The organism is Sphingopyxis sp. FD7 (genome assembly GCF_003609835.1).
Classification (GTDB): Bacteria; Pseudomonadota; Alphaproteobacteria; order Sphingomonadales; family Sphingomonadaceae; genus Sphingopyxis.
In genome coordinates, this window is sequence record NZ_AP017898.1 from 3,099,469 (window position 1) to 3,119,509 (window position 20,041).

Below are 20,041 nucleotides of genomic sequence, written 5' to 3' on the forward strand. Positions count from 1 at the left end.
CCGTGAACCCCGCCGACATCCCCAATGTCGAGGCGATGCTCCAGCTGTGGATGCTGGGGATGATCCGTCCCGGCGCGGCCTTTATCGCCGCACCCGTGTTCGGCGCGGCGAATGTGCCGGTGCAGCTCCGGCTCGTGATCGCGCTCGCGGTCGGCGTGCCCGCGGTCGCGGCGTCGGGCATGGTGCTGCCCGCCGAAGGGATCGTGTCGGTGCCGGGGCTCTTCTTCATCATGGGCGAGGTGGTGATCGGCCTTGCGATCGGCTTTATGCTCCAGATGGGGCTCGCCGCAGCGCTGCTCGCGGGCGAAGTCATCAGCAACGCGATGGGCCTCGGCTTCGCGTCGATGGTCGATCCCTTGAGCGGCGCGTCGAGTTCGGCGATCGGCCAGTTCCTCGCGATGCTCGCGACCGCGCTCTTCCTCGCCGCCGACGGCCACCTGCTGCTGATCGACATTGTCGTGGACAGCTACGCCGCCCTCCCCCCCGGCAACGCCTTTCCGTCGTGGGACGCGCTCGGCGGCGTCATCCGTTTCGGCAGCCTGATGTTCGCCGCCGCGCTGACGATCGCGATGCCCGTGGGGTTCGTGCTGATCCTCGTCCAGATCATCATGGGCGTGATCGGCCGCTCGGCGCCCGCGCTCAACCTGTTCGCGGTCGGCATCCCCGCGACCTTGCTCGCCGGGATTGTCCTGCTCGGCGTCGCGACGCCCGCGATGGCCGAAGCGATCCTGCGCATCCTCTCCGACGCGCTCGACGCCGCGCGGATGGTCGCGGGCGTCTGAGCCATGGCGGAGGGCCCCGACAAGGACCAGAAAACCGAACAGCCGACGGCGAAGAAGCGCGCCGATTCGATGCGCGAGGGCGATGTGCTGATGTCGCGCGAGCTGGCGACCGCGCTGATGATGCTCGCCGCCGCGGGGTGGATCGTCGCCGCGGGCGGCTGGTTCGTGCAGTCGGCGGGCGACCTCGTCCGTCGCGGCCTCACCCTGACCGCCGCCGACGTCGCCGATTTCGCCCCCGCGGAGGCGCTGATGCGAAACGGCGCCGAAATCCTGCTGCCGCTCGCGAGTCTGTTCGCGCTGGCGCTCGGCGCCGCGGTCGCAGGCCCCGCGATGCTCGGCTCGATGGGCTGGCGCGGGAAGGCGCTGCATTTCAAGGGCAACCGCATCAATCCGTTGACCGGACTCAAGCGCATGTTCGGAATGCAGGGCGCGACCGAGCTGGCCAAGGCGATCGCGAAAGTGCTGCTGCTCGGGACGATCGGTTACTGGCTGGTCGCGAGCAGCCTGCCCGCGATCATGACGATGGCGTCCACCGACCTGATCGCCGCGATCGGCCTTGCCGGCAAGGCGATCGGCCATGCGATGCTGGCGCTCGCCGGGGGGCTCGTCGTCATCGCGCTGATCGACGTGCCGGTGCAATGGTTCCAGCGCAACAAGCGGCTGATGATGAGCAAGCAGGAGGTGAAGGACGAGATGCGCCAGTCCGACGGCGCGCCCGAACTCAAGCAGGCGCAGCGCCAGCGCGCGCACGAGATTTTGAGCGGATCGGCGCGCAAGGCGGTGTCCGAGGCGACCGTCGTGCTCACCAACCCGACACATTTTTCGGTCGCGCTGCGCTATAGGCCGGGGACCGACGCCGCGCCGGTCGTCGTCGCGCGCGGGCGCGGCGACGTCGCTTTGTCGATCCGCGAACTCGCGCGCACGGCCAATGTGCCGCTGCTCGAATATCCGCAGCTGACCCGCGCCATCTATTTCACCGCGCGCGCGGGGCGCACCATCCCCGAAGAATTGTTCGTTGCGGTGGCGACCGTGCTCGCCTTCGTCTTCCAGCTCGAACGCGCGGTCGCCGACGGCATCGCGCCGCCCGCGGTCGATGTGCCGCCCTCGCACCGTTTCGACCCCGAGGGGCGGCGCCAGGCTTAAGGTCGCCCGCCCGCTGCCGTTAAGCAGTGCGAAGGATATTTCGCCATGGTCAATTCCATCGCCAACAGCCTGGGCTTCGGGTCGGGCATCGACATTCCGAAGCTGGTCGACGACCTGTCGAACGCATCGCGCCAACCCAAGATTGCGCGCCTCACCGAATTGACGCAGGCGAACCAGACACGGATCAGCGCGGTGGCGCAGGCGCGCGCCGACCTCGACGGATTTGCCGATTCCCTGAGCCAGATGATCGGCGACGGGACGCTGCGCAGCACCCCGACCGTGTCCGACGACAGCGTGCTCGGCGCGACCAGCCGCGCGGGCCTGTCGGCCGACAGCTTTGCCGCGACCGTCGTGGTGAACCAGCTTGCGCGCGCGCAGACCAATTATTCGGGCGTCGTCGCCGATCGCACCGCCGCGATCGGCACGGGAACGATGACGCTGACCGTCGGCGGCGTCGCGCAGGCGATCGCGATCGACGCGGCGGGCAACAGCCTCGACGGGCTTGCCGAAGCGATCAACGCGAGCGGCGCGGGCGTCACGGCCTCAATCATCGCCGACGAGGGCGGCCACCGGCTGATCCTGAAAGGCCCGACGGGCGAAGCCAATGGCTTTACCCTCACCGCCGATGCCGGTGCCGATCCGGGGCTCGCCGCCTTTGCCACCGATGGCGGCATGACGCTGGGCCAGAGCGCCGCCGACGCCGAGTTCACGATCGACGGCATCGCCTTCAGCCGCGCGACCAATATCGTCGACGATGTCGTTCCCGGCATGTCGCTGACGCTGAAAAAGGCAGCTCCCGGACAGCCCGTCGATATCGGCGCGAGCCGCCCGCTCGACATGATCAAGCAGACGGTGGGCGATTTCGTGGCCGTCTACAACCAGCTCAAGGCGAGTCTCACCGCGGCTTCCAACCTGCCCGGTGCAACGGCCTCGCTGCGCGAACTCGAACGCGAGCTCGGCGGTCTGATCCACCAGGTGATTTCGAGCCACGACAGCATCAACCAGCTATCCGACATCGGCCTTTCGGTGACCAAGGAGGGGCTGCTGTCGGTCGATAACGCCAAGCTCGACAAGGCGCTCGAAACCGACGCCGGTGCTGTCGAAGCCTTGTTCAATCCCCGCCGCGACGCGACGCACAATGAAACGACCGATCCCGGCATCGCCTTTGCGCTCGATGCGATCCGCGACAAGGCCGTCGGCGCCAATGGCGCGATCGACCGCGTATCGCGCTCGCTCGCCGACAAGCAGAAAAGCCTCGCCGACCAGCTTGCGAAGGTCGAGGAGCGCGAAGACGCCTATCGCGCGCGGCTCGAGAAGCAATATGGCGCGCTCGAAGCCAAGCTGGCGGCGTTCAAGGCGACGCAATCCTATCTCGAACAACAGATCAAGCTCTGGACCAACCAGGGCAACGACTAGACCGGATTCCGAGGACCGCCGTGACCGCCACCGCATCGACCGTTCGGGCAACCGGGCTTTACCGCCGATTGCAGAATGAAAGCCGCGCCGCCGCCGCCGACCCCGTCGAGCTGGTGACGATGCTCTATGACGAGCTTGAAACCGCGGTCGGCGTGCTTGCGGCGATGGTGCGGCAGGGCCAGCGCATCTCGGCCACCGAACCCGCGCACCGCGCGCGCGCGATCCTGATCGGGCTCGACGTCAATCTCGACCACGACAAGGGCGGCGACGTCGCGGCGGCGCTGTCGCGCGTCTACCGCAGTATGCGGCGCAAGCTCGACGACGCCGTGGCGACGAACAGCGCCGATGCGCTTGCCGAACTGCTTGAGGGCATCAAGACGATCAGCGCCGCGTGGCGGCAGCTTCGCTGACGCTTTTTCACTTTTGCGAAACGGCACCGGCCCACCCTTCGCACGAAGGGCGGGCCGGTTTTCTTTCGTCGGAAACCCGCTGGGTACCCGGCCGCCCTAGGTGGGGACGGGCGACCGGGTGGTTCAGGAGCGGACCAGAGCTCCCTTTTTCAGCGGGTGCTGAAACCTGTGTCGGGCAGACCGTCAGGCGGCCTGTTGATGAACCCCATATTTGCGCATCTTTTCGATCAGCGTCGTGCGCTTCAGCGTCAAGAGGCGCGCCGCTTCCGAAATTATGCCGTCGGCGAGGTCGAGCGCGACGTGGATCTGTTCGAGTTCGATCGTCTCGATCTCGCGCTTGAGGTCGATCGGTCGGCCCGGCGCCGGCGTCTTGGCCACAGCCGCCGCAGGCAGCGGAGCCGAGCGATCGTTCGGGCGGACCGGCACCGCGGCGGGGCTGCCGGGGACAGCGGGCCGCGGCGCCGGCGCTGCGGTGGGGTTCAGGAGCATCGCGACGTCCTGCGCATCGAGCGTCTCGCCGCCGTGGAGGACGCTGGCGCGTTCGACGAAGTTTCTGAGTTCGCGCACATTGCCGGGCCAGCCGTGCTGCATCAGCATCGTCATCGCACCGGCGTCGAAGCGGCATTTGGCATCGGCGGGCATCTTGCGCTGAAAATGGCGAATAAGCGCTGGAATATCCTCGGCGCGGCTCGCCAGGCTGGGGACCTGGAGCACAACCACGCCGAGCCGGAAGAACAGGTCTTCGCGGAACTTGCCCTCGGCGATCGCGGCGCCGAGATCCTGGTGCGTCGCCGAAATGACGCGCACGTCGACGGGCTTCACCTCGCTCGACCCGACGCGAACGATTGTCCGGTCTTCCAGCACGCGCAGCAGTTTGACCTGCATGTCGAAGCGCATGTCGCCGATTTCGTCGAGGAAGATGGTGCCGCCTTCGCTGGCCTCGAAATGGCCGATGCGGCGGGCATGGGCGCCGGTGAAGCTGCCCTTTTCATGCCCGAACAGTTCAGATTCGATAAGCTCGCCGGGAATCGCGCCGCAATTGATCGCCGAAAAGGCGTTGCCCGCACGGACGCTTTCGTCGTGGATCGCACGCGCCACCAGCTCCTTGCCCGACCCCGAGGGACCACAAAGCATGACCGACGCGTTCGACCGCGCCACGCGGCGGATCATTTCGCGCAGCCGCGCCGCGCCTTCGCTCGTCCCGATGATCGAGGCTTCGAGCGCCACTTGTTCCTTGTGCCCCACGGTCATTCTGGTCTCCATCGCGCCGCCCGCTCGGCGCCCCTTCGATGGCCTCAGAAATTGAGGAAACTGGTAAACAAAACCTTATCGAGAAGCCATTAAGTCACTCAAAAATAATGGTTATTACCAAAGTGGGAGTATCTTCGGCGCTTCTGCGTTAACCATCGTCGATATGCCGCCAAATTGGCGCTAATTCTTTGCCGAGCGCCAGCCGAGCGTGATCGAGATGCGCCGGTTGCGCGGGTCGAGCCGATCCGAGGGAACATAGGGTTCGCGATCGGCGACCCCTTCGATTCGCGCGAAGCGATCCGATTCAATGCCCCGGAACTCGAGATAATGGCGCGTCACTTCGGCCCGGTCGACCGACAGGCGCCAGTTGTTCGTTCCCGATTTCGCCGACCAGGGCGCGGCATCGGTATGGCCGCGAATCATCAGCTGGTTGGGCGCCTCGGCGATCGGCACCGCGACTTCGGCAAATAATTTGGCGCCAGCCGGGGTGAGCTGGCTGGTGCCGAGCGCGAACATCGAAAAGTCGGCGTCGTCGACGATGTCGATGCGCAGCCCCTCCATCGTCTCAGTAAAGCGCAGGTTGCGCGCAAGTCGCTTGAGGTCACCCTTGCTCAGGATGCGGTTCTTCATCGACTGGGCGAGCAGGCTGAACCGCTTCGACTCCGCCTCGCGCTCGCGCCCCGATGCCTCGCGCGGGCCGCCCACCGCATCGCGCGGGATCGTCATCGCGCGCGTTCCCGTCTGCGCCGCGCCGTGCGGATATTTATCGACGGACACCAGCGAGTCACCGCCGAACAGGCCGTTCGAACCCGCAGTGTCCTGCTTGCTCTGCACGATCGTCGGCGCGAAATAGTCGGCGAGCGCCTTGCGCTGTTTTTCGTTGGTCGCGCCGAGCAGCCACATGAGCAGGAAAAAGGCCATCATCGCGGTGACGAAGTCGGCATAGGCGACCTTCCACGCGCCACCATGATGGCCGCCATGCCCGGCCTCGATCACCTTTTTGACGATGATCGGGCGTATCGGCGTATTGGGCCGCGCAGCCATCAGCGGCCCCGCATCCCGTCAAAGACCTCGGCGAAGCTCGGCTGGTTATGATGATCGACGCCCGAGCGCGCCGCCTCGATCACCAGCGGCTGCGGGTGGCCGTGGAGCGAGGCGATGATGAGCTGCTTCACGGTATGATAGATAGCGCCGTCGCTTTCGATCACCGTCTTGGCGCGCGTCGCAAAGGGCCCGACCAGGCCATAGGCGAGCAGCACGCCCAGGAAGGTGCCGACAAGCGCCGAGCCGATCATCGCGCCAAGGATTTCGGGCGGCTTGTCGATCGAACCCATTGTCTTGACGACGCCGAGCACCGCGGCGACGATGCCGAGCGCGGGCAACGCATCGGCCAGGCTCTGCAGCCCCTCGGCAGGCCTCATGCTATGATGGTGGTGGTTTTTCAGGGCGTTGTCCATGACCTCCTCGACGGCGTGGGGGTCGAGCGTGCCCGAGGAGACGACGACGAGACGCAGCGTGTCGCAGATCAGATGGACGAGCGTATCGTCCTTCAACAGCTTGGGATATTGCTGGAAAATCGTCGAGTTCTTCGGATCCTCGATATGCGGTTCGACCGCGACCGGCCCTTCGGTGCGCATCATCTTCATCAGCGACGAGACGAGCAGGATGCAGTCGAGATAATCCTGTTTTTTATACTGCGGCCCCTTGAACACCTTGCCGAGGCCGCCGGCGAGCGCCTTCAGATCGGCGCCCGAATTGCCGATGATGAGCGAGCCGAGCGCGGCGCCGCCGATGATGAGCATTTCGTGCGGCAGCGCGTGCAGGACGGGGCCGAGGTTGCCGCCGGTCAGCGCAAAACCCCCGAACACCAGCAGGATCAGAACGACGATGCCGACAACGGGAAACATGCGCGGGCCACTCCAATCGGGCACCGGACGTCACCGGCCACCCGCAAATCCAAAGGACGTCTTGATGCTTAACGGCAGCGCGGCCGCGATGTTGAGCGCACTCAGCGCAAAAGATCGAACAAGGTCTGCCGGTTGATCTTGGCAAAGGCCGCCTGCGCGGCATTGAGCGTCAGTTCCTGGGCATGGAGCTCGGCGATCGCGACGGTGAGGTCGGTGTCCTCCACCGTCGAGCGTTCGTCCTTGAGCGTGATCCCGCGCGCCGCCAGCCCGTCGCCGATGCGGTCGAGTCGCCCGCCCGCCAGGCCGATCGCGGCATGGGCGTCGGCGACATGGCTGATCGACGCCGCAAGCGTGCCAAGCGACAGGTTCATCGCCGCCGTGTCGCCCGCCGCGACCGCGGCCGCGGCGTCGCGAATCCCCGTCGACAGGCTGTTGCCGCCGAGGACGAACACGTCGGCCGCCGACGGCACGGGTGCGAAGCTGAGATCGGCGTCGAAGCGCATCACGCGCGCCGGCCCCGCCGCGAACAAGGGCTCGCCATTCGAATCGCGCGACGCGGCGAGCGCGTCGATCTCGTCGGCGATCGTCGTGAGTTCGGCGGCGATCGTCGCGCGGTCGGCCGGATTGGCGGACTCGCTGACTGCGGCGAGCGTCAGCTCGCGCGCGCGCGTCATCAGATCGCTGACCGACTTCATGACGCCATCGGCCTGCGACACGAGCGCGGCGGCCGAATTGACGTTCGCCGCCCACGCGGTCATGCTGGCCTGCGTCGTGCCGATCGTCGCGATCCGCCGCGCCGCGACCGGATCGTCGGACATGCGCAGCAGTTTCTTGCCGCCCGAAATCTGGATCTGCGTCCGCTCGAGTTGTTCCGCGAGGCTTTGTTGGCGCGCGATTTCGCGCGTCATGCGATTGCCGACGGCGTTGATCATCGTCCCGGACCTTCCTTAAAGCGAGCTCAAGAGCGTTTGCATGGTTTCCCGCGCGACCTGGATCGTGCGCGCGGCCGCCGAATAGGCTTGCTGGAACCGCAACAGTTCGGCGGCTTCGGTGTCGAGATCGACTTGGGCGACGCTGTCGCGCGCCGCCGCCGCCGCGTCGGCGCGCGTCGTCGCGGCGGCATGGTGCGCGCGCGCTGCGGCGACTGTCTGCGCCTGCGTCGCCATATGGCCCGACCAGCGCGCTTCGGGATCGTTCGCGCCGCGCATCGTGCCGAACACCAGCATATTGCCGTTGCCGCCCGACGCATCGGCGGCGGCGACCTGATCGGGCGTCAGCGGCGCGGCGGTCAAAGTCGCCGCGCCGGTTCCGGTGAACAGCGGTTGTCCCGGATTGCCGCCCGCGTCGATGCCCGCCTGGTGCGCGGCGTTGAGCTGGGTGGCAAAGTCGGTCGCCATCGCGTCGAGCGCGGCGCGCTGGTCGGCCACATGATTCGCGCTCTCGGCCAATCCGGCAAGCACGCCGGTCGCGATCGCAAGCGGCGCGCCGCCGATGCTGTACGACAGGCGGCCGTCAGGCGCGGCGGTGACGGCGATCGGCGCGACCACACCGCCACCGACGAGCAGCTCGCCCGTCCCCGCGGCGCGGAGCGTCACCGCGCCATTGGTATCGAAGGTCGCGCTGACCCCCGCCTGCGACGACAATCGGTCGAGCAGCCGGTCGCGCTCGTCGAGCAGGCTCGCTTCGTTGGTCGACCCCGGCCGCGCCTTGCGCAACCCGATGTTGATTTGTTCGAGCGCGTCGAGATTGGCGTTGAAGTCGCTGACCGCGCTCACCGCGGCGCCCGAGATCCCTTCGCTCATGCCTGCAAGCTGGTCGGCGGCGGTGCGAAAACCCGATGCGACATCGTCGACCGCTTGCAGGAACTGCGCGCGGAGCGTCCGGTTCGCGGGGTCGGCGGTGAGCTGGTCGGCGGTGGTGAAAAGCGTCGTGAGCCCGGTCTTGATTCCGTTGGTTTCGTCGCTGAGCGCGCCCTCCACCTTGCCGAGCCAGTCGAGCCGTGCCGCCGCGCGCTCGGCATCGCCGGAGGTGAGCCGCGAATCCGCGATCAGCCACTGGTCGACCGAGCGGTCGAGGCCGCGAATATCGACCCCGCCGGGGCTGGTGTTGCCGCGGTAGAAGATCGAATTGCCGCCGCCGACCGCCTCCATCATCTCGAGGCGACGGCGTGCATATCCGGGCGTCTGCGCATTGGCGATATTGTCGCCGATCGTCGACAGCGCGCGCGAATAGGCCTTGAGCCCGCTGTAGCCGATGCCGAGCAGGTCGCTCATTGCACGCCTCCGCCAATGCGTCCGCGAAACTGCCGTTCGACCATGTCGGCGATGCCGAACTGGCGCATCGCGGCCAGGCTGTCGGCGGTGCGCGCGTCGGCCATTTCGCGGAAATTGTCGGTCGCGCTCGACCCGAAGATGTCGTCGCCGAGCTTTGCCTGCCGCATCGACGCCATCAGCTGGCGCAGGATCACGGCCTCGAACGCTTCGGCCGCCTTGCGCAGCCCGCCGTCGCCGCCCCCCGCAGCCGCGGGGGCAGGCAAGGCCGAAAGGGAAGAAATGGGGCTCGTCATATGATCACCAGTTCCGCAGTGAGCGCGCCGGCCTGGCTCAGCGCCTCGAGAATGGCGACCAGGTCGCCGGGGGGAACGCCCAGCCGGTTGATCGAATCGACCAGTTCGGAGAGCGAGGCATTGGACTGCATCAGGAAAGCGGGGCGATAATCCTCCGCCACCTCGATTTCGCTCGACGGTTCGATCGCGGTTTCGCCGCGACTGAACGGCGCGGGCTGCACGACCATCGGCGCTTCCCTGACCGACACGGTGAGCTTGCCGTGGCTGACCGCGGCCGTGCCGACGCGGACCGCGCCGTTGATGACGACCGTGCCGGTGCGCGCGTTGACGATGACCTTCGCAGGCGGCTCGGCGCGCGTGACGGTCAGATTTTCGATCCGCGACATCAGCCGCATCCGTTCATCGCCATTGCCCGCGGCACGGATCGCAATACTGGCGCCGTCGATCATCGACGCGCTGCCCGGAATGGCGGCGTTGATCGCGTCGGTGACGCGCTTGGCATTGGTCGCGTCGAACTGGTGAAGGTTGAAGGTCAGCCAGTCGCTCGTCGCAAAGCCGGTGTCGACCGCGCGTTCGACCGTCGCACCGGCCGCGATCCGTCCGCTCGACGGCACATTGACCGTCAGTTTCGACCCGTCGGCGGCGTCGACGCCGAGCCCGCCGATCACCAGATTGCCCTGCGCCATCGCATAAATCTGTCCATCGGCGCCATAGAGCGGCGCGAGCACGAGCGTGCCGCCGCGCAGGGATTTCGCCTTGCCGATCGCCGACACGGTGATGTCGAGCCGCTGGCCGGGCTTGGCAAAGGGCGGCAGTTCGGCGGTGATCATCACCGCCGCGGCATTTTTGAGCGCGGGGTTGACCCCCGGCGGCAGGGTAAGGCCAAAGCGCGACACCGCGCCCTTCATCCCCAGCGTCGAATAGTCGAGGCTGTCGTCGCCCGTGCCCGCGAGCCCGACGACGATGCCGTAACCCGTCAATTGGTTGGCGCGCAGGCCCTGGAACTGGCCCATATCCTTGATGCGCTCGGCGTGCGCGGGCGCCGCCAAGGCGAAGCTCGCGACGACGAACGCCAGAAGGGTGAGAAGGGTCGAACGCTGGGTCACGGATATTTCCTCGGTCTCAAAAGGGGCTGATCATCGAGAAGAAGCGTTGCAGCCAGCCCTGGCGGCTGGCGCGGGCAATCTCGCCCTTGCCGATGTAGCGGATCGTCGCATTGGCAACGCGCGTCGAGAGGATGCGATTGTCGGGGCTGATGTCGATCGCGCGGACGATTCCCGAAATCTGGACGCGCTCGTCGCCGCGGTTGAGCGTCAGGAACTTCTCGCCCTTCACCAGCATCGTGCCATTGGGATAGACGGCGGCGACGGTCACGCTGATCTCGCCCGACAGCGCGTTCGATTGCGACGCTTCGCCCTTGCCCTTGAACTGCTGGCCGCCGCCCATGCCGATGTCGCTGGGGTCAAAGAAGGCGAGCGGGCCGGTGGTCGGCGGGCTGAGACCGATGCTGCCGTCGCGCTGCGTTCCGGCGGCGTTGCTTTTCGTTGCCGCGGTGCGCTCGACGAGCTGGATCGTGACGATGTCGCCGACCGCGCCCGCGCGCCCGCCCGAGGTCAGCGGCACATAGGCACCCTGAAAGATCGAACCGTTCGCCGCCGGCGGCGGCGGCGGTGACGGCAGCGTCGCCGAAAAGGCGTCGGGCGGCAGCTTGTCCTTCGCCTGCGCCATGACGGGCGCGAGCGCGAGGGTCAGCAGCGCCAGTTCAGAGAGTCTGCGCCGCATTTTTCATCATCTCGTCGGTGGCCGAGATCATCTTGGAATTGACCTCATAGGCGCGCTGCGTTTCGATCATGTCGACCAGCTCCTCGACGACATTGACGTTCGATCCTTCGAGCATCCCGCCGCGCAGCGTGCCGCGCCCTTCCTCGCCCGCGCCGCCGACGAGCGGGGCGCCCGAGGCCTGCGTTTCGACGAGCATGTTGCCGCCGATCGCCTGGAGCCCGGCCGGGTTGGCGAAGCGCGCGATCTCGATGCGGCCGAGTTCGAGCGCAGTGCCGTCGGCGGCGGTCGCCGACACGGTGCCGTCGAGCCCGATCGACACATTGCTGGCGTCCTCGGGAATCTGGATCGCGGGGGTCAGCGGCTTGCCGTCGGGGGTCACGATCGTGCCGTCGGGGGCGCGGCCGAAATTGCCCGCGCGGGTATAGCCGATGCGCCCGTCGGGCAGTTCGACCTGGAAATAGCCGGCGCCGTCGATCGCGACGTCGAGCCCGTTGCCCGTCGTCTGGAACGTTCCCTGCGTGTCGATGCGCGCGGTGCCATTGAGGGCGACGCCGGTGCCGAGGTTCAGCCCCGTCGCATAGCGGTTTTCCGCCGTCGACGGCGCGCCCGCCTGCGTCATCAACTGATAGCTCAATGTCTCGAAGCTCGCGCGGTCGCGCTTGAAGCCCGTGGTGTTGACGTTGGCGAGGTTGTTCGCGATCACCTGCATCCGGAAGCTTTGCGCATCCAGGCCGGTTCGTGCGACGTGCAAGGCGCCGAGGCTCATGTCTCTATCTCCTTAACGGGGAAGCTGCATCAGATTGGCGGTCGCGCTGTCCATGTCGCGCACGTCGCCGATCATCTTCAATTGCGTGTCCCAGCTGCGGCTCGCCTCGATCATCTCGACGAGCGCGCTGGTGGCGGTGACGTTCGATCCCTCGATCGAACGGGTGAGCAGCCGCGCTTCGGGGTCATCGGGCAATATGCCGCCACCCTTCACGCGGAACAGGCCGTCGAGGCCTTTCGCAATCTCCGATCCCACGGGGGTCGCGAGCCGCAGCCGATCGACCTCCTGCGGGTTTTCGGGATCGCCGCCCTGCGGCACGATCCACACCCGGCCCTGCTGGTCGATGCTGATCGCGTCGGCGGGGGGGATCGTCACCGGCCCCTGGCCGCCCTGGACGGGGTGGCCGTCGCCGGTGGTGAGCAGGCCGCTTGGCGACACTTGCAGGTCGCCGCGCCGCGTATAGGCCTCCTCGCCGTTCCCCGCCTGGACGACGAGCAGCGCGTCGCCCTGCATCGCGATGTCGAGGTCGCGGCCTGTCGCGGTGACGGTGCCTGCCTTCATGTCGGCGCCGAGCACCTCTTCGGACGCCATGGCGCGCGCGTCGAGGCCGGAGCCGTCGAGCCAGAGCGACTGCGCGCTCGCCATGTCGGCGCGAAAGCCCGGCGTCTGCGCGTTCGCCAGATTGTTGGCGATCGCCGTCTGCCGCGCCATGCTGCCGCGCATCGCGGAGAGGCTGGTGTAGATAAGGCGGTCCATCGGCTTGCTCCTGGCGGTCGGCGGTCAGCGCGGCGTCAGCGCATGCCGATGATCGTCTGAGTCAGCTGCGACGCGCCCTCGATCGCCTTGGCATTCGCCTGAAAATTGCGCTGCGCCGCCATCAGCATCACCAGCTCCTCGGTGATGTCGACGTTCGAGCGTTCGAGCGCGCCCGAACGGATCGCGCCCATCGGGCCGTTGGTCGCGGCATCGATCGTCGGCGGACCGCTTTCGCCCGTCGATTGCCAGTGCGCGTCGCCCGTCGGGCGCAGCCCCGACATCGTCGGGAAGGTCGCCATCGCCACCTTGCCGAGCATCTGGTCCTCGCCATTGGCAAAGGTCGCGGTGACCAGGCCGTCGAGGCCGATGGTGACATTCACCAGCGCCGAGGTCGGGTCCGACGGCGCGCCGGTGGGCAGCTGGAAATCGAAGGCGCCCGCGAGCGTATTGTCGGTGACATTGCCCGCGGCATCGACCGGCAGCAGTTGCAGCGTCGCGCCGGTCGTGTCGATGACCCTGCCGTCGGGGGTCGGCTCGAACGAACCGTTGCGCGTATAGGCGACCTGTTCGCGCGGCGGCTCGCCCTTCACGATGAACAGCCCTTCGCCGACGATCGCGAGGTCGAGCGTCTTTTCGCTCGATTCATAGGAGCCCTGCGTGAACTGCTGGGTGATCCCATTGAGGCGCGTGCCCTGTCCGGCAATCATCTTCGTCGACTGCGTCGGCGACGAGGCGAAAATGTCGCCGAACTGCGCCTTGCTGCGCTTGAAGCCGACCGCGCCGGCGTTGGCGATATTGTTCGAGATGACCGACATGTCGGTCTGCGACGCCTTGAGGCCGGAAAGCGAGGTATAGAAAGACATGGGCGTATCCTTATTCTGCGGGGGTGGGGGCCGGGGTGGCGGCCTTGATGTCGCGAAGCAGCTGCGTCTGCGCCGCGAGCTGCTCCGAAATCTGCGCGAGCGCATTGTTCGTCTCGCTGATCCCGGCGAGGCTCGAGAATTGCGCCATCTGCGCAACCATCTCGGTGTTGTCGACGGGGTTGAAGGGATCCTGCTGCGACAGCTGCGCGGTCATCAGACGCAGGAAGTCGCTCTGGCCCATCTGCTGGCTGGTGCCGGGCGGGTGGAACACGGGATTGGTGTTGGTGATGCCGTTGACGCTCATCTTACTGTCCCATCCTCAAGGTTTCGTTGATCAGGCCCTTCGCGGTTTCGAGAACCTGGACATTGTTCTGATACTGGCGCGCGGTCTCGACCATCTCGACCAGCTCGGCGGCGCTATCGACCGCGGCTTCCCACACATTGCCGTCGGCGTCGGCGAGGGGGTTCGACGGATCGTGGCGCTTCGACGGCGCCATTTTCGAGGTCGTGATCTGGTCGATCTGGACCGTCGCGCGGCCATGATCGTCCATCACCGTGCGAAAGACGGGCTTCAGCGAGCGAAAGGCGCCCGCCTCGCTGCCCGCGACCGTCCCCGCATTGGCGAGGTTCGACGCGGTGGTGTTGAGCCGCACGAGCTGCGCCGACATGGCGCGGCCGCTGATATCGAAGACGGAGAAGCTGCCGTTCATCGTCATTCGCCCTTCAGCGCGCGCGACAGCGTGTTGATGCGGCCGCTGAGGAATGCGAGGCTCGAGCGATAGGCGAGCGCATTTTCGGCATAGGCCGTCTGCTCGGTCGCCATTTCGACGGTGTTGCCGTCGAGCGACGCCTGGACGGGCACGCGATAGGCGACCGCGCCTTCGGTCGACTGGCCCTGCCGCGCGAGGTCGAGCGCCTTCGCAAAGTCGATGTCGCGCGCCTTGTAACCGGGCGTCGCGGCGTTCGCGATGTTCGACGCGAGCATCATCATGCGCTGGCTGCGCAGCTGGAGCGCCGTCGCATGCAGGCCAAAGAGTTTCTCGGATGCCATCATCACATTCCCTTGCGCTGGCCGCGACCCGGCCGACTGGCGCGGACACACGGAAACACCCAAGGGATTATGCAATGGCTGTGCCAAACCATGTTTTCGGCTATTTTTCAAACGGATAACATCCGTCTTCATCCTTGCCCGGTACCCGTCGTCAAAAAACCGACGTGTCCGCTTCATGCCCGGCCCGAGGCCGCGTCGCGCCGCGGCTGGCACAGTTTGTGCAGTTTGTCGGGCGAGCCTTTCGCATTGAAGGAGACGAACCATGTCCCGCCGACTTTCCGCAGCGCTTGCCGTCTGCGCCGGACTCGCCCCGGTTGCCGCCGAAGCCCAGCCCGCCACCGAGGACTGGCAGGCGATCGACGCGCTGACCGCGACGGTCGCCAGCGCGCTCGGCCGCACCGCCGTGCCGATCGATCGCCGCATCAGGCTGGCGCGTTGTCCCGAACCCGCCACGGTCAGCGCGATCGACGCCAACACGCTCGCGGTGCGCTGCGTCCCGCTTGGCTGGCGGCTGCGCGTCGCGATGACGGGTGGCGCGGGCGCCGCATTGCCCGCCACCGCGCCTTTCGCGCGCCCGGCGCCGAGCGCACCGGTCGTCCGCCGCGGCGACAATGTCCGTGTGTCGATCGACACGCCGAGCTATTCGATCAGCTATGCCGCGATCGCGGTCGAGGATGGCCGTGTCGGCGAAACGATCGCGCTGCGCGGCAGCGACCGCAAATCGACGCTGAGCGCCACCGTCACCGGCCCCGGCGCCGCGCGCATCGACGACTGACTCCACGCCCCATCCGTGCGAACGGCCCGGTCGCCGTCGGCTTTCCGACGCGGCCGGGCCTTTCTTTTCTTTTTACCGGCGGCCGCCCTTAATCCCCGTGCCGATGCGCCGTTAAAGCCTTCGTGAAGCGCGTCGTCACTTTTCTGACGGCGCCCGATGGAGGCATTTATGTCGGGTGACAGCAAGATCGGACCCGTTGGCGGCGTCGCCCGCACCGGCCCGCCGCGCCGCGTCGCCGGCGAAGCGACCGCGTCGGCACGCCCCCCCGCAAGGGTGCAGGCGGCGCAGGACAATCTGCCCGCCGCGCGGTTGACGCGCCTGTCGACCAGCCTCGCCGACCAGCCGCCGCCGGTCGACGTCGCGCGCGTCGCGGCATTGCGCACCGCGATCGGCAGCGGCAATTACGGCGTCCACCCGGCGATCATCGCCAGCGCGATGCTGGACTTTCACGGTCACGGGACCGAATGATGCTGGCGGCGATGGATGAGGTGCAGGCGCGGCTCCATGCGCTGATCGACGCGCTCGACGGCCATGACGCGGGCGCGATCATCGCCGCGACGGAGGAACTGGCGACGGCGGTGATCCTCATGCGCGGCGCGCCTGTGCCCGCCGGGAGCGAGCATCGCGCGCGCGCGTTGATCGCCCAGACGCTCGGCCAGCTCGAAGCCGCCGCGATGCGCGTCAACATATTGAAGGACTGGACCCGTCAGCGGATTGACAGAAACCATGAAATCCGCGGCACCCGGCCGGGCGGGATCGCCCTAAGCTATTGAAATAAAATCGCTTACTTGCCGCTTTTCGGAAAGTGGCACGATGATTGCTTTGGGTCTGCTGAACCAGCGGAACCAGGACAATGAACGCAATCAACCGACCCCAGGACCCCGCCCGCATCGCCGCCCCCGTCCTCGACGCGGTGCAGCGCGCGGCGGCGCGCACGGGAATTGACTTCGACTATCTGTTCGACGTCGCGCGGGTCGAGAGCGGCTATAATCCGACCGCCAGAGCGTCGACCTCGTCGGCGCGCGGCCTCTATCAGTTCACCCGGCAGACGTGGCTCGCGACGCTCGAGCGCCATGGCGCGAGCCACGGCCTGGCCTGGGCCGCCGATGCGATCACGCGCGATGCGTCGGGGCGCCTGTCGGTCGCCGACCCGATGCTGCGCGACCAGATTTTTGCGCTGCGCGACGATCCCGCCGCAGCATCGAGCATGGCGGCGGCGCTGACCGGCGACAATCGCGCCTATCTGGAAAGCCGGATCGGGCGCAGCGCCGAGCCGGTCGACCTTTATCTCGCGCATTTCCTGGGATCGGCGGGCGCCGTCCGTTTCCTGACCGCGCTCGCCGCCAATCCCGACCAGCCCGGCGCGACGATGATGCCCGAGGCGGCGGCCGCCAATCGCTCGGTCTTTTACGCCGCCGACGGCAATATGCGCAGCCTTGCCGAGATCCGCGACCGTTTTCGCGCCAAGCTCGAAGACGGCGGCAAGATCGACAATCTGAAACCGTCGGCCCCGCTCGGCTGGCGCGCCGAGGTGCGCAGCGCGAGCGGCGTGGCGAACGGCGCGGGGCGACCTCCACTGCACATGATGGATATCCAGCCGATGCCCAAAAAACTTTCGATGGGCTTTGCCGCCGACGCCTATCGGCGTCTCGCCTCGCTTTCGGGAGGCGCGGCATGACCGCGGGTTTCGACCTTCGCAACATCGGCCGCATCGCGGGAGTGTCGGCGCTGCCCGCGGCGATGCTGATCCTCGTCGCGCTGATGGTGATCCCCGTGTCGCCGCTGATCCTCGACATCAGCTTTGTCGCGAACATCATGATCAGCCTGCTCATCCTGATGGTCGCGCTGCAGGCGTCGAAGCCGCTCGATTTCTCGGCGTTTCCGACCGTGCTCCTGCTCGCGACACTGTTTCGCCTCGCGCTCAACGTCGCATCGACGCGCGTCGTGCTCGTCAACGGGCATGAAGGCACCGCGGCGGCGGGACATGTCATCGAGGCGTTCGGCCAGGTGCTGATCGGCGGCGATTATGTCGTCGGCCTGTTCGTTTTTGTCGTGCTGATGATCATCAACCTGATCGTCATCACCAAGGGTGCGGGCCGCGTCTCCGAAGTCTCCGCGCGCTTCACGCTCGACGCGCTGCCCGGCAAGCAGATGGCGATCGACGCCGATCTGAACGCCGGGCTGCTCACCCCCGAAGAAGCGAAGGCGCGCCGCGTCGAGATCGGCACCGAAGCCGATTTCTACGGGTCGATGGACGGTGCGTCGAAGTTCGTGAAGGGCGATGCGATCGCCGGGCTGCTCATCCTGTTCGTCAACATCGTCGGCGGGCTGATCCTCGGCATCTTCAGCCATGGTCTCAGCCTCTCGGAGGCCGGCAGCACCTATATCACGCTGGCGATCGGCGACGCGCTCGTCGCGCAGATCCCCGCGCTGCTGCTGTCGATCGCCGCGGCGGCAATCGTCACGCGCGTCGCGTCGCCTTTCGACCTCAGCGGCCAGATCGGCAGCCAGTTCGCTTCGCCGCACATCTGGATCGCGGTCGGCGGCATCCTGTTCATCCTCGGCCTGGTTCCCGCGATGCCGCAGCTGCTGATCCTTCCGGCGTCGGCGGTCTGCTTTGCGATCGGCTGGCAGCTCCGCCGCGCCGAAGCCGCGGTTGCCGCGGCCCCCGAACCCGCGGCGGCGGCGCCCGACCCCTCGCGCATCGAATGGGCCGAGGTCAGCGAAGCGAGCGCGTGCCAGCTCGAAATCGGCTATGCGCTCGTCCCGCTCGTCGACGAGCGCAAGGGTTCGCCGCTGATGACGCGCATCACCGGCATCCGCCGCCAATTGTCGAAGGAACTCGGCTTCGTCGTCCCGCCGGTGAAGGTAACCGACGATCTGTCGTTGCCGGGCAATGTCTATCGCATTTCGGTCGCCGGAGTGATCGTCGGCGAGGATGAGGTGTTTCCCAATGAAATGCTCGCGCTCGATTCGGGCGATCTGGTCACGAGGGTTGCCGGGCGCGCGTGCAAGGATCCGACCTTCGGCCTCGACGCCCTCTGGATTCCCAAGGCGGCGCAGAATGACGCGATCGCGGCGGGCTATACCGTCGTCGACCCCGCCACCGTCGTTGCGACCCACCTCAACAACAGCATCGTCGGATCGGCCGCCGAGCTGTTCGGCATCGACGATGCGCAGGCGCTGATCGACAATCTGAAAGCGCATTATCCGCAGCTGGCGCAGAATCTGAGCCCGCAGGGCTATTCGCTGCCGCGCGTCGCCAGCCTTTGCAAATCGCTGCTCGTCGAGCGCGTCCCGCTGCGCGATTTCCGCAAGATTGCCGAAGCGATGGTCGCCCTGTCGGCGCAGCAACTCGGCGAGAGCGAGCTGGTCGAAGCGGTGCGGCAGCGGATCGGCGCGCTGATCGTCCAGACGATCGTGCCGAGCCGGATGCCGCTTCCCGTCGTCACCTTCAGCCCCGAGGTCGAAGTGCTGCTGAACCAGGCGGTGCGCGCCAATCCGGCCGCCGAATGGCCGTTCGAGCATGGCATGGCGATGAAGATCATCGAACAGATCGGACAGGCGGTCGAACCTTTGCTCCTGTCGACGCGCAGCTTTGCGCTTGTCGCCTCGCCGATCTGCCGCTCCGCGCTCTCGCGCCTCGTGCGCGCGACCTTCCCCGATGTCGCCGTCATTTCCTACCTCGAAATCCCGGCGACCAAGCAGACCGAAATCGTCGCGACGATCGGCGCCGAAGTGCCGCGCCTCGCGACCGGACCCGATGCCCCGATGGAGGATCATCTGAATGAGAATTGAGCCCGCCGAGCAATTCGCCGGGGCGCCCCGCCGCGCGCTGCGCCCGCATGGCTACGTCGAAAGCGCCGACGCGCTGGTCGCCGAATATGCCCCTTTGGTGCGCAAGATCGCCTGGCAGGTCTTTTCGCGCGTGTCGCGGACGAGCGAACTCGACGACCTGATCCAGACCGGGCTGATCGCGCTCATCGAGGCGAGCCGCCATTATGAGGAGCGCGGTTTCGCCTTTGCCACCTATGCCTCGACGCGCATTCGCGGCGCGATGATCGACCATCTGCGCCGCGAAGCCGATGTCGGGCGGTCGGCGATGGTCGCGGCGAAGCGGCTCCAGGCGACGCGCGCCGCGCTCGAACAGCAGTTGCTGCGCGCGCCGACCGCGGCCGAAATGGCGGTCGCGCTCGACATGGCGGCGGAGGATTATTTCGCGCTCGAACGCAATGCGACCCACGGCCGCTCGGCCTCGCTCGACGAACTGACCGAGATCGGCGCCTTCCTGGCCGCCGACGAGGAGGCGGGGGCCGACGAGCGCTGCGAGCAGGAGGATATGATGGGCGCGCTGCGCCAATGCATCGGCCGCCTGTCCGAGCGCGAGCAGATGGTGCTCCAGCTCTATTTCTTCGAGGAACTGAACCTGCACGAAATCGGCCTGACGCTCGACGTCAGCGCGGCGCGCATCTGCCAGATCAAGCGCGAGGCGATGATAAAGGTGGAACGCATGATGCGCGAGATGACCGACTAGACCCTGTTTCAGTGAGCCCCGAAGGGATGACCGGGTGCG

The 20,041-nt window shown here is 67.1% G+C and carries 24 protein-coding genes; 10 read left to right on the forward strand and 14 right to left on the reverse strand.

All coding sequences use genetic code 11. The features are described 5' to 3' along the window. Nucleotides 1–2: 2 nt before the first annotated feature. Genes fliR through SPYCA_RS15050 form a run of 4 tightly spaced genes read left to right on the forward strand, consistent with a single transcriptional unit; the run spans nt 3 to nt 3,751 of the window. A complete protein-coding gene (gene fliR / locus SPYCA_RS15035) occupies nt 3–782 on the forward strand; it encodes a flagellar biosynthetic protein FliR (RefSeq protein WP_232003348.1) in 780 nt (259 codons plus the stop codon). Between the two features lie 3 nt (nt 783–785). Continuing rightward, entirely contained in the window at nt 786–1,925 is a 1,140-nt protein-coding gene (locus SPYCA_RS15040) for an EscU/YscU/HrcU family type III secretion system export apparatus switch protein (protein ID WP_120221616.1), read from the forward strand. Nucleotides 1,926–1,970: 45 nt separating this feature from the next. Further along, on the forward strand, nt 1,971–3,341 hold the full coding sequence (gene fliD / locus SPYCA_RS15045; RefSeq protein WP_120221617.1) for a flagellar filament capping protein FliD: 1,371 nt from the start codon (nt 1,971–1,973) through the stop codon (nt 3,339–3,341). A 20-nt stretch (nt 3,342–3,361) separates the two neighbouring features. Next, nucleotides 3,362–3,751 carry a flagellar export chaperone FliS gene (locus SPYCA_RS15050; protein ID WP_120221618.1) on the forward strand — a complete coding sequence of 130 codons (390 nt, stop codon included), beginning with the start codon at nt 3,362–3,364 and terminating at the stop codon, nt 3,749–3,751. A gap of 183 nt (nt 3,752–3,934) precedes the next feature. On the opposite strand, the gene SPYCA_RS15055 is transcribed toward SPYCA_RS15050, so the two are convergent. The 14 genes from SPYCA_RS15055 to SPYCA_RS15120 form a co-directional block, all read right to left on the reverse strand. Then, nucleotides 3,935–5,002, reverse strand: coding sequence for a sigma-54 interaction domain-containing protein (locus SPYCA_RS15055; protein ID WP_120221619.1), 1,068 nt, complete (start codon nt 5,000–5,002; stop codon nt 3,935–3,937). 180 nt (nt 5,003–5,182) lie between these two features. After that, entirely contained in the window at nt 5,183–6,046 is an 864-nt protein-coding gene (locus SPYCA_RS15060; RefSeq protein WP_120221620.1) for a flagellar motor protein MotB, read from the reverse strand. Then, nucleotides 6,046–6,909: a flagellar motor stator protein MotA gene (gene motA / locus SPYCA_RS15065; protein ID WP_120221621.1), complete on the reverse strand. Its 864-nt coding sequence runs from the start codon at nt 6,907–6,909 to the stop codon at nt 6,046–6,048. Before motA ends, SPYCA_RS15060 begins: the two co-directional genes overlap by 1 nt. 101 nt (nt 6,910–7,010) lie before the next feature. Beyond that, complete coding sequence (locus SPYCA_RS15070) at nt 7,011–7,841, reverse strand: flagellin N-terminal helical domain-containing protein (RefSeq protein ID WP_120221622.1); 831 nt, start codon at nt 7,839–7,841, stop codon at nt 7,011–7,013. Nucleotides 7,842–7,856: 15 nt separating this feature from the next. Next, on the reverse strand, nt 7,857–9,182 hold the full coding sequence (gene flgK, locus SPYCA_RS15075) for a flagellar hook-associated protein FlgK (protein WP_120221623.1): 1,326 nt from the start codon (nt 9,180–9,182) through the stop codon (nt 7,857–7,859). Continuing rightward, nucleotides 9,179–9,475, reverse strand: a complete 297-nt coding sequence (locus tag SPYCA_RS15080; RefSeq protein WP_172595098.1) for a rod-binding protein — start codon at nt 9,473–9,475, stop codon at nt 9,179–9,181. Before SPYCA_RS15080 ends, flgK begins: the two co-directional genes overlap by 4 nt. Further along, on the reverse strand, nt 9,472–10,581 hold the full coding sequence (locus SPYCA_RS15085) for a flagellar basal body P-ring protein FlgI (RefSeq protein WP_120221624.1): 1,110 nt from the start codon (nt 10,579–10,581) through the stop codon (nt 9,472–9,474). The genes SPYCA_RS15080 and SPYCA_RS15085 overlap by 4 nt, the downstream gene beginning before the upstream one ends. Before the next feature lie 16 nt (nt 10,582–10,597). Then, nucleotides 10,598–11,257 carry a flagellar basal body L-ring protein FlgH gene (locus SPYCA_RS15090; protein WP_120221625.1) on the reverse strand — a complete coding sequence of 220 codons (660 nt, stop codon included), beginning with the start codon at nt 11,255–11,257 and terminating at the stop codon, nt 10,598–10,600. Next, nucleotides 11,238–12,023 (reverse strand): flagellar basal-body rod protein FlgG, encoded by a 786-nt coding sequence (gene flgG, locus SPYCA_RS15095; RefSeq protein ID WP_120221626.1) that lies wholly within the window; start codon nt 12,021–12,023, stop codon nt 11,238–11,240. Before flgG ends, SPYCA_RS15090 begins: the two co-directional genes overlap by 20 nt. A gap of 12 nt (nt 12,024–12,035) precedes the next feature. Then, nucleotides 12,036–12,779 carry a flagellar basal-body rod protein FlgF gene (gene flgF, locus SPYCA_RS15100; protein ID WP_120221627.1) on the reverse strand — a complete coding sequence of 248 codons (744 nt, stop codon included), beginning with the start codon at nt 12,777–12,779 and terminating at the stop codon, nt 12,036–12,038. 35 nt (nt 12,780–12,814) lie between these two features. Continuing rightward, nucleotides 12,815–13,642, reverse strand: a complete 828-nt coding sequence (locus SPYCA_RS15105) for a flagellar hook-basal body complex protein (RefSeq protein ID WP_120221628.1) — start codon at nt 13,640–13,642, stop codon at nt 12,815–12,817. A gap of 10 nt (nt 13,643–13,652) precedes the next feature. Continuing rightward, on the reverse strand, nt 13,653–13,946 hold the full coding sequence (locus SPYCA_RS15110; protein WP_120221629.1) for a flagellar hook assembly protein FlgD: 294 nt from the start codon (nt 13,944–13,946) through the stop codon (nt 13,653–13,655). A gap of 1 nt (nt 13,947) precedes the next feature. Beyond that, a complete protein-coding gene (gene flgC, locus SPYCA_RS15115; RefSeq protein WP_120221630.1) occupies nt 13,948–14,358 on the reverse strand; it encodes a flagellar basal body rod protein FlgC in 411 nt (136 codons plus the stop codon). After that, a complete protein-coding gene (locus tag SPYCA_RS15120) occupies nt 14,355–14,696 on the reverse strand; it encodes a flagellar basal body rod protein FlgB (protein ID WP_120221631.1) in 342 nt (113 codons plus the stop codon). Before SPYCA_RS15120 ends, flgC begins: the two co-directional genes overlap by 4 nt. A gap of 259 nt (nt 14,697–14,955) precedes the next feature. Here SPYCA_RS15120 and SPYCA_RS15125 point away from each other — a divergent pair, with 259 nt between their 5' ends. From SPYCA_RS15125 to SPYCA_RS15150, 6 genes are all read left to right on the forward strand, one after another. After that, nucleotides 14,956–15,468, forward strand: coding sequence for a flagella basal body P-ring formation protein FlgA (locus tag SPYCA_RS15125; RefSeq protein WP_120221632.1), 513 nt, complete (start codon nt 14,956–14,958; stop codon nt 15,466–15,468). 168 nt (nt 15,469–15,636) lie between these two features. Further along, a complete protein-coding gene (flgM, locus tag SPYCA_RS15130) occupies nt 15,637–15,936 on the forward strand; it encodes a flagellar biosynthesis anti-sigma factor FlgM (RefSeq protein ID WP_172595099.1) in 300 nt (99 codons plus the stop codon). Next, on the forward strand, nt 15,936–16,241 hold the full coding sequence (locus tag SPYCA_RS15135; RefSeq protein WP_120222378.1) for a hypothetical protein: 306 nt from the start codon (nt 15,936–15,938) through the stop codon (nt 16,239–16,241). The genes flgM and SPYCA_RS15135 overlap by 1 nt, the downstream gene beginning before the upstream one ends. Before the next feature lie 80 nt (nt 16,242–16,321). Further along, nucleotides 16,322–17,146, forward strand: a complete 825-nt coding sequence (locus SPYCA_RS15140; RefSeq protein ID WP_120221634.1) for a transglycosylase SLT domain-containing protein — start codon at nt 16,322–16,324, stop codon at nt 17,144–17,146. Next, complete coding sequence (gene flhA, locus SPYCA_RS15145; RefSeq protein WP_120221635.1) at nt 17,143–19,266, forward strand: flagellar biosynthesis protein FlhA; 2,124 nt, start codon at nt 17,143–17,145, stop codon at nt 19,264–19,266. The genes SPYCA_RS15140 and flhA overlap by 4 nt, the downstream gene beginning before the upstream one ends. Next, complete coding sequence (locus tag SPYCA_RS15150; RefSeq protein WP_120221636.1) at nt 19,256–20,002, forward strand: sigma-70 family RNA polymerase sigma factor; 747 nt, start codon at nt 19,256–19,258, stop codon at nt 20,000–20,002. Before flhA ends, SPYCA_RS15150 begins: the two co-directional genes overlap by 11 nt. The last annotated feature ends 39 nt before the right edge of the window (nt 20,003–20,041 follow it).